At 45.7% G+C, this 15078-nt stretch carries 17 protein-coding genes; 1 reads left to right on the forward strand and 16 read right to left on the reverse strand.

The features are described from left to right. Positions 1–17: 17 nt before the first annotated feature. The 16 genes from atpE to ACHUFZ_RS18780 all read right to left on the reverse strand — a co-directional run bounded on the left by atpE (position 18) and on the right by ACHUFZ_RS18780 (position 13241). Positions 18–275: a F0F1 ATP synthase subunit C gene (gene atpE, locus ACHUFZ_RS18705; RefSeq protein WP_004411110.1), complete on the reverse strand. Its 258-nt coding sequence runs from the start codon at positions 273–275 to the stop codon at positions 18–20. A gap of 44 nt (positions 276–319) precedes the next feature. Then, positions 320–1132, reverse strand: coding sequence for a F0F1 ATP synthase subunit A (atpB, locus tag ACHUFZ_RS18710; protein WP_004411098.1), 813 nt, complete (start codon positions 1130–1132; stop codon positions 320–322). 8 nt (positions 1133–1140) lie between these two features. Then, positions 1141–1530, reverse strand: a complete 390-nt coding sequence (locus ACHUFZ_RS18715; protein WP_134836150.1) for a F0F1 ATP synthase subunit I — start codon at positions 1528–1530, stop codon at positions 1141–1143. 189 nt (positions 1531–1719) lie between these two features. Beyond that, positions 1720–2601: a ParB/RepB/Spo0J family partition protein gene (locus tag ACHUFZ_RS18720; RefSeq protein WP_394128324.1), complete on the reverse strand. Its 882-nt coding sequence runs from the start codon at positions 2599–2601 to the stop codon at positions 1720–1722. A gap of 24 nt (positions 2602–2625) precedes the next feature. After that, on the reverse strand, positions 2626–3399 hold the full coding sequence (locus ACHUFZ_RS18725; protein ID WP_004411091.1) for a ParA family protein: 774 nt from the start codon (positions 3397–3399) through the stop codon (positions 2626–2628). 14 nt (positions 3400–3413) lie between these two features. Further along, a complete protein-coding gene (gene rsmG / locus ACHUFZ_RS18730) occupies positions 3414–4046 on the reverse strand; it encodes a 16S rRNA (guanine(527)-N(7))-methyltransferase RsmG (protein ID WP_394128325.1) in 633 nt (210 codons plus the stop codon). Further along, on the reverse strand, positions 4046–5941 hold the full coding sequence (gene mnmG, locus ACHUFZ_RS18735) for a tRNA uridine-5-carboxymethylaminomethyl(34) synthesis enzyme MnmG (RefSeq protein WP_394128326.1): 1896 nt from the start codon (positions 5939–5941) through the stop codon (positions 4046–4048). Before mnmG ends, rsmG begins: the two co-directional genes overlap by 1 nt. Before the next feature lie 470 nt (positions 5942–6411). Then, positions 6412–6852 (reverse strand): FMN-binding protein MioC, encoded by a 441-nt coding sequence (gene mioC, locus ACHUFZ_RS18740; protein WP_394128327.1) that lies wholly within the window; start codon positions 6850–6852, stop codon positions 6412–6414. Between the two features lie 49 nt (positions 6853–6901). Further along, positions 6902–8263 (reverse strand): tRNA uridine-5-carboxymethylaminomethyl(34) synthesis GTPase MnmE, encoded by a 1362-nt coding sequence (mnmE, locus tag ACHUFZ_RS18745; protein WP_394128328.1) that lies wholly within the window; start codon positions 8261–8263, stop codon positions 6902–6904. Positions 8264–8383: 120 nt separating this feature from the next. Beyond that, positions 8384–10006, reverse strand: coding sequence for a membrane protein insertase YidC (gene yidC, locus ACHUFZ_RS18750; RefSeq protein WP_134836156.1), 1623 nt, complete (start codon positions 10004–10006; stop codon positions 8384–8386). Positions 10007–10008: 2 nt separating this feature from the next. Continuing rightward, positions 10009–10272, reverse strand: a complete 264-nt coding sequence (gene yidD, locus ACHUFZ_RS18755; RefSeq protein ID WP_134836157.1) for a membrane protein insertion efficiency factor YidD — start codon at positions 10270–10272, stop codon at positions 10009–10011. Beyond that, positions 10239–10562, reverse strand: coding sequence for a ribonuclease P protein component (rnpA, locus tag ACHUFZ_RS18760; RefSeq protein ID WP_004411073.1), 324 nt, complete (start codon positions 10560–10562; stop codon positions 10239–10241). The genes yidD and rnpA overlap by 34 nt, the downstream gene beginning before the upstream one ends. A 45-nt stretch (positions 10563–10607) precedes the next feature. Then, positions 10608–10742, reverse strand: coding sequence for a 50S ribosomal protein L34 (rpmH, locus tag ACHUFZ_RS18765; protein WP_004411068.1), 135 nt, complete (start codon positions 10740–10742; stop codon positions 10608–10610). 230 nt (positions 10743–10972) lie between these two features. Continuing rightward, entirely contained in the window at positions 10973–11710 is a 738-nt protein-coding gene (locus tag ACHUFZ_RS18770) for an amino acid ABC transporter ATP-binding protein (protein WP_053440003.1), read from the reverse strand. Beyond that, the gene (locus ACHUFZ_RS18775; RefSeq protein WP_394128329.1) at positions 11707–12378 is read right to left on the reverse strand and encodes an amino acid ABC transporter permease; all 672 of its coding nucleotides are present in this window, start codon (positions 12376–12378) and stop codon (positions 11707–11709) included. The genes ACHUFZ_RS18770 and ACHUFZ_RS18775 overlap by 4 nt, the downstream gene beginning before the upstream one ends. Before the next feature lie 116 nt (positions 12379–12494). Next, complete coding sequence (locus ACHUFZ_RS18780; protein ID WP_134836159.1) at positions 12495–13241, reverse strand: amino acid ABC transporter substrate-binding protein; 747 nt, start codon at positions 13239–13241, stop codon at positions 12495–12497. Between the two features lie 402 nt (positions 13242–13643). Here ACHUFZ_RS18780 and dnaA point away from each other — a divergent pair, with 402 nt between their 5' ends. Next, positions 13644–15050: a chromosomal replication initiator protein DnaA gene (dnaA, locus tag ACHUFZ_RS18785; RefSeq protein WP_134836161.1), complete on the forward strand. Its 1407-nt coding sequence runs from the start codon at positions 13644–13646 to the stop codon at positions 15048–15050. Positions 15051–15078 lie beyond the last annotated feature (28 nt).

Below are 15078 nucleotides of genomic sequence, written 5' to 3' on the forward strand. Positions count from 1 at the left end.
CCTTTGAAAAGCAATGATTAACCAGCTAGTTGACCAACGAATGGGTTTGCGAAAGTAAATAGTAGAGCGATTACGATACCGATCATTGGAACCGCATCTAGTAGACCAGCGATGATGAACATCTTAACTTGTAGCATAGGAGCCATTTCTGGTTGACGCGCAGCACCCTCAAGGAATTTACCACCTAGGATTGCGAAGCCGATTGCAGTACCTACTGCACATAGACCAACGATGATTGCTACTGCGATTGCTGAAAAGCTCAGTACAGTTTCCATTACTATCTCCAAATATAACTTTTGACTAATAAGAGTTTAAAAAATTAGTGATCGCCGTCTTCGTGTGCCATCGACATATAAACAATCGTTAGCATCATAAACACGAAGGCCTGAATCAGAATTACCAGAATATGGAAAATCGCCCACGGTAGTGAACCCATCCATTGTAAATACCATGGTAACATTGCCGCACAAAGAATGAATACAACCTCACCTGCGAACATGTTACCGAATAGACGCATACCAAGTGATAGAGGCTTCGCTAGTAGCGATACCACTTCAATCAGTAGGTTAAACGGAATCATCGTCCAGTGATTAAATGGATGTAAAGCAAGTTCTTTGGCGAAACCACCTAGACCTTTCACTTTGATGCTGTAGTAAATCATCAGAGCGAATACGCCTAGAGCCATAGCCATGGTGATGTTCACATCAGCTGACGGTACAACCTTAAGGTAAGGAATACCAAGCCAATGCTCTGCTGGGTAAGGTAAGAAGTCGATAGGAACTAAGTCCATCACGTTCATCAAAAATACCCAACAAAAGATAGTTAGTGCTAAAGGTGCAATCAATGGGTTGCGTCCATGGAACGTATCTTTGACGTTTTCCGCGACAAATTCTACGATCATTTCAACAGCACACTGAAGCTTACCTGGTACACCCGCTGTCGTTCCCTTCGCTACTTTGTAAAAAATTCCTAAGAAGATTAAACCAGTAAACCAAGAAAAAAACAGGCTATCGATATGTACGTTCCAGAAACTTGCTTCATCCGCTACCAAGCCTAACTTAGCTAAAGAAAGGTTTGATAAGTGGTGGGCAATGTATCCGGACGATGTTAGCGCTTCACCTGGCGCAGCCATAACTCATCCTATTTTTTGTTGTTAATGAATAGCGCTGGCGCAAAGATATTAATCCCTAATACCAGCAAATAGGTTAGTTTGAGGGGAACAAGTTCCACCTGCATATACATGTAAGCAGCGGAGAAGAGTGCCACTGTGATGAGGATCTTTAATGCTTCTCCCGTGTAGAAAGACACTGCGACCATTTTCGTGGCGCGCGCTCCTACAAAAAGAAAGGCACACAAGGCAAATACAGCATTGGCGACAACAAAAATGCTCCCTCCAATTAGCGCTGAAACTCCCCATTCAGTATTTACAGCAATCGTCGTTCCTGCTGCCACTAACGTAACCGCGCCTGCCTCGATCAATAACAATTGCTTTGCAAGCTCTCGTCCTGGTCTCGCTAACGCAGCTACCATGTATTCGTACCTCTAGTAATATCCACTTTGCACTACTTCACTCTGTGCAGGGAAATTGGCGAAAATTATACGGTCAGTGCACCTTATTGCAATTAAAACCCTGCAAAAAGTTACATTTTTGTTTACAAACCGACAACTTTCACACAAAAAATCGTTTTTTACATAATTGATTGAGATCAATTATCTCATTTAGCTCTCTAGCTTGGCAATCAGTTGCTCTAATTTGTGAGGCTCATCAAGACTAATCGTCACTTTGGACTTTCCACTTGGGTTTCGCACAATAGCAACTTTACCACCAAGTATTGCACTTAATTTTTGTGACAATTCTTGTATCTCAACGTCCTGAGGCTCATTTTTATCTTCAACAATAGGCTGGAGACATTTTTTCACAAGTTGTTCAGTTTGACGTACCGTCAGTTGCTTGTTCGCCACTTGCTGAGCAACTTCAACTTGTTGTTCACCTTGCAGCGCAAGTAGAGCACGAGCATGCCCCATTTCAATTTTTTTATCGGCAACTAGACTCTTTACGTCATCTTCAAGCTGATTTAGACGCAATAAGTTACTCACTGTGGTGCGTGACTTACCGATCACTTCCGCCACTTGCTGGTGGGTCAGCTTAAATTCAACCTGCAAACGATCCAATGCTTGCGCTTCTTCGATAACGTTAAGATCTTCACGTTGAATATTTTCGATCAACGCCATCGCGATCGCGGCACGATCTTCGACGTTTTTCACCACGCATGGTACTTGCTTTAGGCCTGCTTTACGCGCTGCGCGCCAGCGTCGTTCACCCGCAATAATCTCAAATTTATCGCTCTCTACCTGACGGACAACAATCGGCTGAATAATACCTTGTGACTCGATAGAAGCCGCAAGTTCTTCAAGCGCTTCCGCTGCCATATCTTTACGAGGCTGATAAACACCTGGCTTCAAGCTATTGATATTTAGGTCGGTCAATTGGCCGTCCGAAGAAAGCTCTTGGCTATGCTGAGCATTTTGCTGCTTTTCACGCGCCAATGAGCTGGTAGAGAGCAGAGCATCAAGCCCTTTACCTAAACCACGTTTAGACATGAGACAGGGTTCCTTTGGTTGTCGTTATGCAGGGACTTCTTCGCGGCGAAGCATTTCACCGGCAAGAGCGAGATACGCCTTCGCACCTGACGAATACTTGTCATAGTACATTGCAGGTTTACCATGACTAGGCGCTTCTGCTAAGCGTACATTACGCGGAATAACAGTGCGGTACACCTTGTTGCCAAAGTGCTTTTTAAGTTGATCGGATACTTCGTTAGACAATCTGTTGCGAGGGTCATACATAGTACGCAGTAGACCTTCGATTTTTAAATTCTCGTTTACAACAGCAGCAAGTTTGCTGATTGTATCCATGAGTGCAGTTAAACCCTCTAGTGCGAAATATTCACACTGCATAGGAACCAAGACCGAGTCGGCCGCAGCCATGGCGTTGATTGTAAGAAGGTTTAGAGAAGGAGGGCAATCAATAAAGATGAAATCATAGTTATCGCGAACTGACGCAAGTGCATGTTTTAAACGAACTTCGCGCGCGAATACTTCCATCAGTTTGATTTCAGCGGCCGTCACATCGCCATTAGCGGCAATCAAATCATAATGACCCGACGTCTTACGGCATACCACCTCTTCGAATGGGACATCCTCGACTAAGAGTTCGTAGGCACTGGCGTCGACTTGGTATTTGTCTACGCCACTGGCCATAGTCGCGTTCCCTTGTGGATCGAGGTCAATCACCAAGACTTTACGCTTAGTCGCGGCCATTGACGCGGCTAAGTTGATACATGTTGTTGTTTTACCAACCCCGCCTTTCTGATTGGCAATTGCTACGATTTTTCCCACAGTGAACCTCGCTATTATCCCTTGCGCGATAAGATTACTAGATGACGCTCGCCTTCCAATTGAGGAACATTCAAAGCTTTGATATCGGTCACAGAACACCACTCAGGTAATTGGTCAATCTCATCCTGTGGTAATTGGCCTTTCAAAGCTAAAAAGTTTCCTGTATCCGCTTTCGGTAAGTGGTGACACCACTCAACCATATCCGTGATAGAAGCGAATGCTCGGCTTAGTACACCATCAAACTTATCTTCAGGTTGATACTCTTCGACTCGACTTTGAATCGGATTCACATTATCAATCTTTAGTTCATGTAGAACTTGCTTAATGAATCGAATTCGCTTGCCTAGACTATCGAGCAGGCAAAACTGTTTGGTCGGATTCATGATCGCGAGTGGGATGCCTGGTAGTCCAGGACCAGTACCCACATCAATGAAGCGCTCACCTTGTAAGTGTGTACTAACAATGATGCTATCCATGATGTGCTTAACCAGCATCTCTTGCGGGTCGCGAACCGACGTTAAGTTATACGCCTTGTTCCATTTGTTGAGCATTTCAACATAACCAACCAACTGATCACGTTGATGTGGCGATACTTCTAAGTCCGTTTGAGCAATCAGCGCATCAAGTTGTGTACGTAGCTGAGACATTATTCTTCCTCACCTTTTTTTAGCATGCCATGTTTCTTAAGATGAACAAGAAGAATCGAAATCGCCGCTGGTGTAATACCAGAAATACGTGAAGCAATGCCAATTGACTCAGGTTTTGCTTCACCTAGCTTAGCCACAACCTCATTCGACAAACCTTTCACCTGTGAGTAATCGAGATCGAGCGGTAACTTAGTATTCTCGTGGCGCAGAGATTTTTCAATCTCGTCCTGCTGACGCTTAATGTAACCTTCGTACTTAACTTGGATCTCAACCTGTTCAGCGGCTTGTTGATCGTCAAGTGCCGGAGAAAAAGCGTCCAACTCAGTCAATTGTGCATAGGTGATCTCAGGACGGCGCAGAAGATCTTCACCGCTTGCTTCACGAGCCATTGGTGTTTTCAGCAGGCCATTAAGCGCGTCGACACCTGCCGACTTTGGATTCATCCAAATATCTTTTAGACGTTGACGTTCTGCTTCCATGTTGTCGATTTTCTCATTGAAGCGTGCCCAACGAGCATCATCAATCAAGCCCAAATCACGTGCTTGCGCAGTCAGACGCAGATCGGCGTTGTCTTCACGTAACAGCAGGCGGTATTCCGCACGTGAGGTAAACATTCGATACGGTTCTTTAGTGCCCATTGTTGATAGGTCATCAATCAATACACCCATGTAAGCTTGATCACGGCGAGGGCTCCAGCCTTCTTTGCCTTGACTGTGTAAACTTGCGTTCAGACCCGCCATGAGACCTTGTGCTGCCGCTTCTTCGTAGCCTGTAGTGCCGTTAATTTGACCGGCAAAGAACAAACCACTAATAAATTTGGTTTCGTAAGTCTGTTTCAAATCACGTGGATCGAAGAAATCGTATTCGATCGCATAACCTGGACGAACAATATGTGCGTTCTCGAAGCCTTTCATCGAGCGAACGATTTGCACCTGTACATCAAATGGCAAGCTGGTGGAAATACCATTCGGGTATAGCTCGTGAGTGTCTAGCCCTTCTGGCTCAATAAAGATCTGATGGCTGTTCTTATCCGCAAAACGCATTACCTTGTCCTCAATCGAAGGACAGTAACGAGGGCCAATACCTTCAATAACCCCAGCGTACATAGGACTACGGTCTAGGTTATTACGAATAACGTCGTGCGTTTTTTCGTTGGTATGAGTAATAAAACACGGAATCTGACGCGGGTGATGTTCACGCTTACCCATGAATGAGAATACAGGAGCAGGATTGTCACCATGCTGCACTTCCAGATCAGAAAAATCGACACTGCGTGCATCAATACGAGGTGGAGTACCTGTCTTAAGGCGATCAACACGGAAAGGCAACTCACGTAAACGATCCGCTAAAGCGATCGATGGAGGATCCCCTGCTCGTCCGCCTGATGAGCTTTCCATACCGATGTGGATCTTACCACCAAGGAAAGTACCCACGGTTAAAACCACGGCTTTGGCATGAAAACGCAGACCCATTTGGGTGATGACACCTGTGACTTGATCATTGTCGACAATCAGATCATCAACGGATTGTTGGAACAAAGTTAAGTTAGGTGTGTTTTCTAACGCATGACGAACATAGGCTTTGTACAACGCACGATCCGCTTGCGCACGTGTTGCTCGAACCGCAGGTCCTTTGGACGCGTTTAATGTTCTAAACTGAATACCCGAATGATCAATGGCCTGAGCCATTAATCCACCCATTGCATCGACTTCTTTGACTAAGTGTCCTTTGCCAATGCCACCGATCGCAGGGTTACATGACATTTGACCTAAAGTATCAATGTTGTGTGTAAGCAAAAGCGTATTTTGCCCTGTTCGAGCTGATGCGAGTGCGGCTTCCGTTCCTGCGTGACCGCCACCAACAACAATGACGTCAAATTTTTCGTGATAAAGCATGAACCGACCTCAGGTATTCAAGAGAGAGTTGGACAGATAAAAGAGCGCTATTCTACCTTCTTTCACGAAGAGAGAAAATGCTTTTGACGCTTTTCATTCAAAGCTTGAAAGCTCTTATATATATAAGATCTATATATATGATCTTTTATTAGATCTACTATTAAGATCCCCCCTTTCTGTGGATAAGTAAAAAATGATCAACAAGATCATGGATCTTACGCGGATCATATCATGTGATCTTGCTTTGATCAGATCGAGGATTAGCTGGGATCAAAATGGCTAGTTATGCACAGGGGTAAAAAAGGATCTAAGTTATTCTTTGGATAACTATAGGTTAATCACCGGATAGATCATGGTTTATCCACAGCTCGTTTGGTTGAATAATGAGCAAACAGTTTGTCGGGAAGTGAGAAAAGTTATTCACATTGGGGGGGAGAAGAGGAAAATGGCCGTTAGTACGGCCATTTAAATTAGGCTTGAAAGAGGTGAATATGTGCATTTAGCCACTCTTCAGCAGCATCTTCAGGAACGTCATGGCTAAGAACGTCGATAGTAAAACAGTCAGCTAGTGCTGTACCACCGATGTCAGCAAGCAGCTCATGAGCGTGTAAACCGGCTGCGCAAAAGGTATCATAACTAGAATCCCCTATGGCGATCGTCGCGTATTTCACATCGCTCATTTTTGGCGGCGTGGCTCGCAGAGACTCAATAAATGGTTGGATATTGTCCGGGTACTCACCCGCGCCGTGTGTTGATGTGATCAGTAACCAGATGCCTTGTGTTGCGACATCAGCAAGCTCAGGTTGGTTATGAATGGTTGTTTCGAGGCCTTTTTCAATCAGTAGGTCACTCAAGTGATCGCCAACATATTCAGCGCCACCCAGCGTACTGCCGGTAATAATGTGGATCATTTCTATTCCTTTTTGCATAAAAAACGCGGCCACTAGGCCGCGTTTAAGGTTATTTACCAATACAGAATGAAGTAAAGATTCTGCCGAGCAAATCGTCGGAACTAAACTCGCCGGTGATTTCACTCAGATGCTGCTGAGCGATACGTAGCTCTTCGGCAAGTATCTCGCCCGCCATATAGCCCTCAAGCTGTTGTTGGCCGATGTCGAGGTGCTCAGATGCGCTTTCAAGAGCTTCTAAATGACGTCGACGTGCCATAAAGCCACCTTCATGGCCACCAGCAAAGCCCATGCACTCTTTAAGGTGCGTTCTCAGTGCTTCAACCCCTTGACCTGTCTTAGCAGAGAGGCGAATTAGAGTAGGATCATTGACGTGACAAATGCCGAGATCTTCATTGGTTTGATCGGCTTTGTTACGGATCACTGTCATGCCAATATTATCGGGTAGACGATCAACAAAGTCTGGCCAGATCTCTTTAGGGTCAGTAGCACCTGTAGTGGTGCCATCAACCATAAACAGCACACGGTCAGCTTGGGCGATCTCATCCCATGCTCGTTCAATACCGATTTTTTCAACTTCATCTGACGCATCGCGCAGGCCTGCGGTATCGATAATATGCAGTGGCATACCATCAATATGGATATGTTCGCGCAGAACATCGCGCGTGGTGCCGGCAATATCGGTCACAATTGCAGACTCTTTGCCTGACAGTGCATTGAGTAGGCTCGATTTTCCTGCGTTTGGTCGGCCCGCAATGACCACCTTCATTCCTTCACGCATAATTGCGCCTTGATTCGCTTCTTGTCGGACAGCCGCAAGGTTATCAATGATGGTTTGTAGATCCGCCGCGACTTTGCCATCGGCGAGAAAGTCGATTTCTTCTTCTGGGAAGTCGATAGCGGCTTCGACATAAATGCGCAGATGAATCAGCGATTCAACCAAGGTATTGATTCGGCCTGAGAAGGCACCTTGAAGCGATTGTAGTGCAGACTTTGCTGCCTCTTCTGAACTGGCATCAATAAGGTCGGCAATCGCCTCTGCTTGGGCTAGATCGAGCTTATCGTTTAAGAATGCTCGCTCAGAGAATTCACCTGGACGCGCGGTGCGAATGCCAGAAATTTTAAGGATACGCTTAATCAGCATGTCCATGACAACGGGGCCACCATGACCTTGTAGCTCAAGGACATCTTCCCCAGTAAAAGAGTGTGGGTTAGGGAAGTAGAGTGCGATACCTTGGTCGAGTTGGGTGCCATCTTCTGCGGTAAATGGCAGGTACTCAGCATAACGTGGGCGCAGCTCTTTACCTGTCACTTCGAGTGCGACTTTCGCGGCGAGCGGGCCAGATACGCGGATAATGCCCACGCCACCACGTCCTGGGGCGGTTGCCTGTGCAACAATGGTATCAGTTGTCATAGTAGTGCCTGTCTATTCTTGGTGCCATATCGTGGCAAATAAGTAATGTGATGAATTGTAATCAGCTCAAATAAAAAAGGCGACCCTTAGGCCGCCTTTCTTGCTATTTCCGCTTAAAGGTTACTTAGAGTGTAAGCCTTTTTTCTCCAGCGCTTTGTAAATCAGCGACTGTTGAATCAGTGTTACTACGTTCGATACTAGCCAGTATAGAACCAGACCTGATGGGAAGAACAGGAAGAAGAAGGTAAACATAACCGGCATAAAGGTCATGATCTTCTGCTGCATTGGATCCGTTACTGTTGTTGGGCTCATCTTCTGAATTAGGAACATTGAAGCACCCATCAGTAGTGGCAAGATGTAGTAAGGGTCTTGCGCTGAAAGGTCATGAATCCAACCAAAGAATGGTGAGTGACGCAGTTCTACCGACTCCATCAGTGCCCAGTACAGTGCGATGAAGATTGGCATCTGTAGGACAAGAGGAAGACAGCCACCGAGTGGGTTCACTTTCTCTTTCTTGTACAGCTCCATCATCTCTTGGCTCATACGCTGACGGTCATCTCCGATACGCTCACGCATTGCTTGCAGTTTTGGCTGCAGCATACGCATTTTCGCCATAGACGTGTATTGCGCTTTCGTTAGTGGGTACATTGCACCACGGACGATGAAGGTCAAACAGATGATTGCCACACCCCAGTTACCCACAAAGCTTTGGATAAATGACAGTAGTGTGTGCAGTGGTTTTGCGATAAACCATAACCAACCGTAGTCGACTACTAGATCTAGGTTTGGCGCTACTTCAGCCATTTGGTCTTGTAGTTTAGGACCAACCCAAAGCGTTGCTTGGAATTTTGCACTGTCGCCGTCAGCAATGGTCTTGTTTGGCATGCGAACACCAATATCACCTAGATTGCCGATCACGCGAGTGTATAGGTTTGCACCAGGCTCGTTGCGTGGGATCCATGCAGAAGCAAAGTAGTGCTGGATCATCGCTGCCCAACCTTGGCCGTTAGCCAGGTTTAGAGACAGGTTACGATCTTGCATATCTTCGAAGCTGTACTTTTTGTAACGAGTATCTTCAGTAGAATATGCACCACCGCGGTAAGTTGGCATTGTGATGCTACCACCAGCGTCAAGAAGGTTTTGACGTAGGTGAGCGTACATACCAAATGTCGCGTTGTTACCAGATTTGTTTACGATGTCGTATTCAACGTCGACAGCGTAGCTGCCGCGTTTCATCACGAATGTCTTAGTGTACTCAAGACCGTTAGCCGTGAACGTCATTGGAATGCGTAGTTCATCTTGGCCATCTGCAAGCGTAAAGCTGTCTGCGCTTACAGAGTAAGCTGGACGGTTTGTACTGCTTAGGTCGATACCTTGAGGACCAACAAGGCCACTCTGAGCAATGAACTGATGACCAGCTTCGTTCTTAAGTAGAACAAATGGGTCTTCTGAATCAAGCTCGTTTGAGTATTGGTTTAGGTCTGCATTAATTACATCACCACCAACCGTATCAATCGACAGAGTCAATACATCAGTTGTGACGGTAATAGTTTTTGCTGAAGCTTGTTGCTGCGCTGGCGCAGGGTCTAGCTCGTCGGCAAATGATGGTGCAGGTAGAGTACTGCTTGATTGAGCCTGCTCAACCGGCTGAGGCGTTGGATTCTTTGCAACTTGCCATTGCTGGAACAATAGGAAAGAAACCAGTGCTAGCGCGATTAACAGGATATTACGTTGAGAATCCATCGTTATTTATCTCTGTCTTGTTGTTGGACTGGTGGTACGGGATCGTATGTCCAACCCTTCTTATTTAAAGGGTTGCATTTTAATAGACGTTTGCTTGATAACCAACACCCTTTTACAAAACCGTGAGCTTTCAACGCTTCTAGGGCATAAGTAGAGCAAGTTGGGGAAAAACGACAACGTGGTCCAAGAATTGGACTAATAAAGCCTTGGTAAAATCGAACTATGCCGATTGCTACCCACGTGAAGGGCGAGACAGGCGCTGCCATAATTTATCAAACAATTTGAATATTTCTTCATTGCTTAAATCTTGCGCGGTTTTCTTAGCAATAACAACATAATCTTTGTGTGCAAGTTGATGTTGATTGTTACGAAAGCTTTCACGAGCAAGGCGTTTAAAACGATTGCGACCAACGGCGGTTTTAATCTGCTTTTTAGGAACGGCTAAACCTAGTCGAGGATGAGATAGGCTATTTTTACGGGCAATGATGGTGAAATGAGGTGAGCCAGCTCGATGAGCTTGCTGGAAGACATTTTGATAATGCTCGGGAGTTAACAAGCGTAACTCCCGATTGAACGCGTACGTATTCAAAATAATCGAAGATTACTTAGAAAGACGCTTACGGCCTTTAGCGCGACGTGCGTTGATTGTTGCACGACCGTTCTTAGTAGCCATACGTGCACGGAAACCGTGAGTACGCTTGCGCTTTAGAACTGAAGGTTGAAAAGTGCGTTTCATGATAAATACCTTTACTGATCAGTAGTTTTAGGTCAATGTTAACCCGGCGTGGGTAGTAACGTCTTCTTTATATATAAAGAGGACAAAACCGACGCCTCTCAACAAAGAGGCGGAATTGTAATCACAGTCACACAAAGTGTCAATCTTTGTGCAAGCGCTAAATTCCGGCCGAGCGATTATACGTAGTGTGAGCAAAATCTCAAGGATCAAACGATCCTCTGATGCGATCTTTATTCAGCACCAACTTGTCGAAGGAATTTTTGTAAGCGAGGATCTTGTGGATTACCAAAGATATCCTGTGGAGAACCTTGCTCAACAATATTGCCTTCAGCCATAAAGATCACCCGATCGGCGACCTCTCTAGCAAATTGCATTTCATGTGTGACCACCAGCATGGTCTGATGTTTTGTTGCTAAGTCCTTCATTAAATTAAGAACTTCCCCAACCCATTCAGGATCGAGTGCCGATGTCGGCTCATCAAAAAGCAGCAGCTCAGGTTGCAATGCCATGGCGCGTCCGATACCCACACGTTGCTGTTGGCCACCAGACAGTGCCGCTGGATAACTTTCGCCTTTATCGCCTAAGCCAATATCATCAAGAATCTCTTGAGCGCGAGTTAGAGCGTCCGATTTTTTCCAGCCACGCACGGTAATCAAACCTTCGGCAATATTTTGTCGTGCTGTCATATGAGCAAAAAGGGCATAGTTCTGGAAAACAAAGCCTGTTTTACGACGCAGGGCGAGCACTTCTGCTTTTGAGTGTTTTTCACTATCGACGCTGACATCATCAATGGTAATCACACCTTTATCGGCACTTTCAAGAAAGTTGACCGTGCGCAGTAGGGTGGATTTACCGGTACCGCTAGAGCCAATGATAACGATGATCTCACCTTGGTTAATTTCCAAGTCGATCCCTTTTAACACTTCAGTATCGCCAAAGCGCTTATGAATATTGTCTAACTTGATCATCGTACATACGCCTTATTCAGTTTTGCTTCTGCCCAAATTTGCACGCGGGTTAGGATTACCACGACACCCCAGTAGATGAGGGCGACGGCGAGGAAAGCTTCAAAGAAGCGAAAGCTTGAAGAAGCCTCCATTTGTGCTTTGGCCATGATTTCAGCCACGCCTAAGGTAAAGGCCAAAGAGGTCGACTTAATCATATCGATAAAGTAATTCATCAACGAAGGCAGAGCGACACGGGTGGCTTGGGGTAAAATCACTCGGCGCATTGCCTGAGGCGTGGTCATGCCTACGGAAAGACTCGCTTCCATTTGGCTACGATCAACACCGATAATCGCGGCGCGAATACTTTCTGCCATATAAGCGGCAAAGTGCAATGTCAGACCGATGACCGCAGCGCCGAAAGCATCAAGACCGACTAAGAACGGGAAGATTTGCGGTAAGCCATAATAAAGCAGGAACAGTTGCACCAGCAGCGGCGTACCACGGAAAAAGCTGATGTAGAGCTGGCTAAGTTGATCGAGAACTGGGACGCGAAATACACGAATATTCGCCAAAATGACGGATAAAATCAGCGAAAAGATTAAACCCCACGTCGCCATTTCCATGGTTGTGCCAAGATACTTAAGCAGTATCGGCATCAGATCCAGCATGTAATTAAAATCGAATCCCATAACGTGTCCCAAAATAAATCACAAAAATAAAAAACAAAACCCACTGCAAAGGAAGGAAAGCAGTGGGTTAAAGGCTAGCCAACACTTATTCAGTTGGCTAGAAATCGAATCTCAGCTTATTTGGTAATATCAGCACCAAACCACTTTTGAGAGATTTTTGCTAGCGTACCATCAGCGCGCATTGCCGCAAGTGCTTGGTTTACTTCCGCTTGCAGTTTCTTACCATTGTCGTTATCAACAAATGGCCATGCGTTTTGAATCGTTTCAAATGGCTGACCTGCTAGCTGTAGTGGCAGACCTGTTTTTTTGATCAGCTCAAGTGCTGACAGGCGATCCATCACAAATGCGTCAGCGCGGCCAAGTGCAACATCGTGCTCGATACCAGTATCGTAAGTCTTGATATTGATCTTGCCATCTTTATCGTAGTCACGCAGTAGCTGCTCAAAGTTAGAACCTAGGTTAACGGCAACCGTTTTACCGGCTAGATCTTCAACACCTTGGATGCTGTCATTGCCTTTGCGAACCGTGATTTGCGCGCCATCTACCACGTATGGGTCAGCAAATAGGTATTTTGCCTTACGTGCATCCGTCATCGTGATTTGGTTTGAAATGGTATCAATACGACCTGTTTCTAGCAGACCAAATAAACCAGAAAAGTTTGCAGTCACGTATTCTACTTGGTAGTCATTACGCTTGCCTATCTCATCCCATAGGTCAACTTCAAAGCCTTGTAGCTTGTCTTGCTGAACGAAAGTGAATGGGAAGTAGCGGCCAGACATGCCGACTTTAACTTCAGTTGCCGCTTGAACAGTAGCAGCAGAAAGCGCGATTGCTGCAACTGCAGCCTTAATCCAGTTTTTCATAGTACAACTCCATATAATTATGGGGATAAATACTACTGTCTCTTTACTTAATTAGATAAATAACCAAGAGCAATAACCTAGACAGTAGAGTAATAAGGTGGAGAAATAGTCACTCGCAACAGGTTAGACGAATCCAGCGCGAGAAAGACGAAATAGGGCTGTGAAAAACTATTCATTCACAGAGTTATCACCAGATGAAAGATCACCGGGATTTGACCACTTTGTGGATCAAAGTGTGAGTAAAAATGGGGCAGGATGTGGGGATCCAGCGAATAATGTCGAAAATATTGTGAATAACTTAGATCTTATTCACTGGATCGTCGATCATTTGCTGGCGATCTTGGTTATCAACAGGTAAAATTGCCAATCTTTTCAGATCAATTACTTTCGAGTGGGGGCACCGTGTCATCTTCGCTTTGGTTGCAATGTTTGCAACAGCTTCAAGAAGAGCTACCAGCAACGGAATTCAGCATGTGGGTTCGTCCGTTACAAGCAGAGCTCAATGACAATACGCTCACTTTATTTGCCCCAAACCGTTTTGTTTTGGACTGGGTTCGCGATAAATACCTAAATAGCATCAATCGTCTGCTGCAAGAGTATTGCGGTAATGACGTACCGAGCTTGCGTTTTGAAGTTGGCAGTCGTCCTGTTGCGGCGCCAAAGCCTGTGCCGAAACGTACTCCAGCCGATGTGGCCGCTGAATCTTCAGCGCCAGCGCAGCTACAAGCACGTAAACCAGTACATAAAACTTGGGATGATGATGCGCAAGCGATCGCTGACATCAATCACCGCTCGAATGTAAACCCGAAACACAAATTCACTAACTTCGTTGAAGGTAAGTCAAACCAACTCGGTTTGGCTGCGGCGCGTCAAGTTTCTGATAACCCAGGCTCTGCTTATAACCCGCTGTTCCTATACGGTGGTACAGGCCTTGGTAAGACGCACCTTCTGCATGCGGTGGGTAATGCCATTGTTGATAATAAGCCAAACGCGAAAGTGGTTTATATGCACTCTGAGCGTTTCGTGCAAGACATGGTAAAAGCGCTGCAAAATAACGCGATTGAAGAGTTTAAACGTTACTACCGTAGTGTTGATGCACTGCTTATCGATGATATTCAATTCTTCGCCAATAAAGAGCGTTCACAGGAAGAATTCTTCCACACATTCAACGCTTTGCTTGAAGGCAATCAACAGATCATCCTGACATCGGATCGCTATCCAAAAGAGATCAGTGGCGTAGAAGATCGCCTTAAATCTCGTTTTGGTTGGGGTCTAACCGTTGCGATCGAGCCACCTGAGCTTGAAACTCGCGTCGCGATCTTGATGAAAAAAGCCGAAGACCACCAAATCCATCTTGCGGATGAAGTGGCGTTCTTTATTGCTAAGCGTCTGCGTTCTAACGTTCGTGAGCTAGAAGGGGCACTAAACCGCGTTATTGCTAATGCCAACTTCACTGGTCGTCCAATCACGATTGATTTTGTGCGTGAAGCGCTGCGTGACTTGCTGGCTCTGCAAGAGAAGTTGGTCACCATCGATAATATCCAAAAGACAGTGGCGGAATACTACAAGATTAAAGTCGCTGACTTACTGTCTAAGCGTCGTTCACGCTCGGTGGCGCGTCCGCGTCAGCTGGCGATGGCTTTGGCGAAAGAGCTTACCAACCACAGCTTACCGGAAATCGGTGATGCATTCGGTGGTCGTGACCATACGACGGTTCTGCACGCTTGCCGTAAGATTGAACAGCTGCGTGAAGAGAGCCACGATATTAAAGAAGATTACTCGAACCTGATTCGTACATTATCTTCTTAATTCGCACTATTTCTTGATTCACAGTATT

It is taken from the genome of Vibrio hepatarius (genome assembly GCF_043642085.1).
GTDB classification, from domain to species: Bacteria; Pseudomonadota; Gammaproteobacteria; order Enterobacterales; family Vibrionaceae; genus Vibrio; species Vibrio hepatarius_C.

Bases quoted from the DNA above. Each gene is read 5' to 3' on its own strand.
- atpE (WP_004411110.1), bottom strand. From the start codon at position 275: ATGGAAACTGTACTGAGCTTTTCAGCAATCGCAGTAGCAATCATCGTT.
- atpB (WP_004411098.1), bottom strand. From the start codon at position 1,132: ATGGCTGCGCCAGGTGAAGCGCTAACATCGTCCGGATACATTGCCCAC.
- ACHUFZ_RS18715 (WP_134836150.1), bottom strand. From the start codon at position 1,530: ATGGTAGCTGCGTTAGCGAGACCAGGACGAGAGCTTGCAAAGCAATTG.
- ACHUFZ_RS18720 (WP_394128324.1), bottom strand. From the start codon at position 2,601: ATGTCTAAACGTGGTTTAGGTAAAGGGCTTGATGCTCTGCTCTCTACC.
- rsmG (WP_394128325.1), bottom strand. From the start codon at position 4,046: ATGTCTCAGCTACGTACACAACTTGATGCGCTGATTGCTCAAACGGAC.
- mnmG (WP_394128326.1), bottom strand. From the start codon at position 5,941: ATGCTTTATCACGAAAAATTTGACGTCATTGTTGTTGGTGGCGGTCAC.
- mioC (WP_394128327.1), bottom strand. From the start codon at position 6,852: ATGATCCACATTATTACCGGCAGTACGCTGGGTGGCGCTGAATATGTT.
- mnmE (WP_394128328.1), bottom strand. From the start codon at position 8,263: ATGACAACTGATACCATTGTTGCACAGGCAACCGCCCCAGGACGTGGT.
- yidC (WP_134836156.1), bottom strand. From the start codon at position 10,006: ATGGATTCTCAACGTAATATCCTGTTAATCGCGCTAGCACTGGTTTCT.
- yidD (WP_134836157.1), bottom strand. From the start codon at position 10,272: ATGGCAGCGCCTGTCTCGCCCTTCACGTGGGTAGCAATCGGCATAGTT.
- rpmH (WP_004411068.1), bottom strand. From the start codon at position 10,742: ATGAAACGCACTTTTCAACCTTCAGTTCTAAAGCGCAAGCGTACTCAC.
- ACHUFZ_RS18770 (WP_053440003.1), bottom strand. From the start codon at position 11,710: ATGATCAAGTTAGACAATATTCATAAGCGCTTTGGCGATACTGAAGTG.
- ACHUFZ_RS18775 (WP_394128329.1), bottom strand. From the start codon at position 12,378: ATGGGATTCGATTTTAATTACATGCTGGATCTGATGCCGATACTGCTT.
- ACHUFZ_RS18780 (WP_134836159.1), bottom strand. From the start codon at position 13,241: ATGAAAAACTGGATTAAGGCTGCAGTTGCAGCAATCGCGCTTTCTGCT.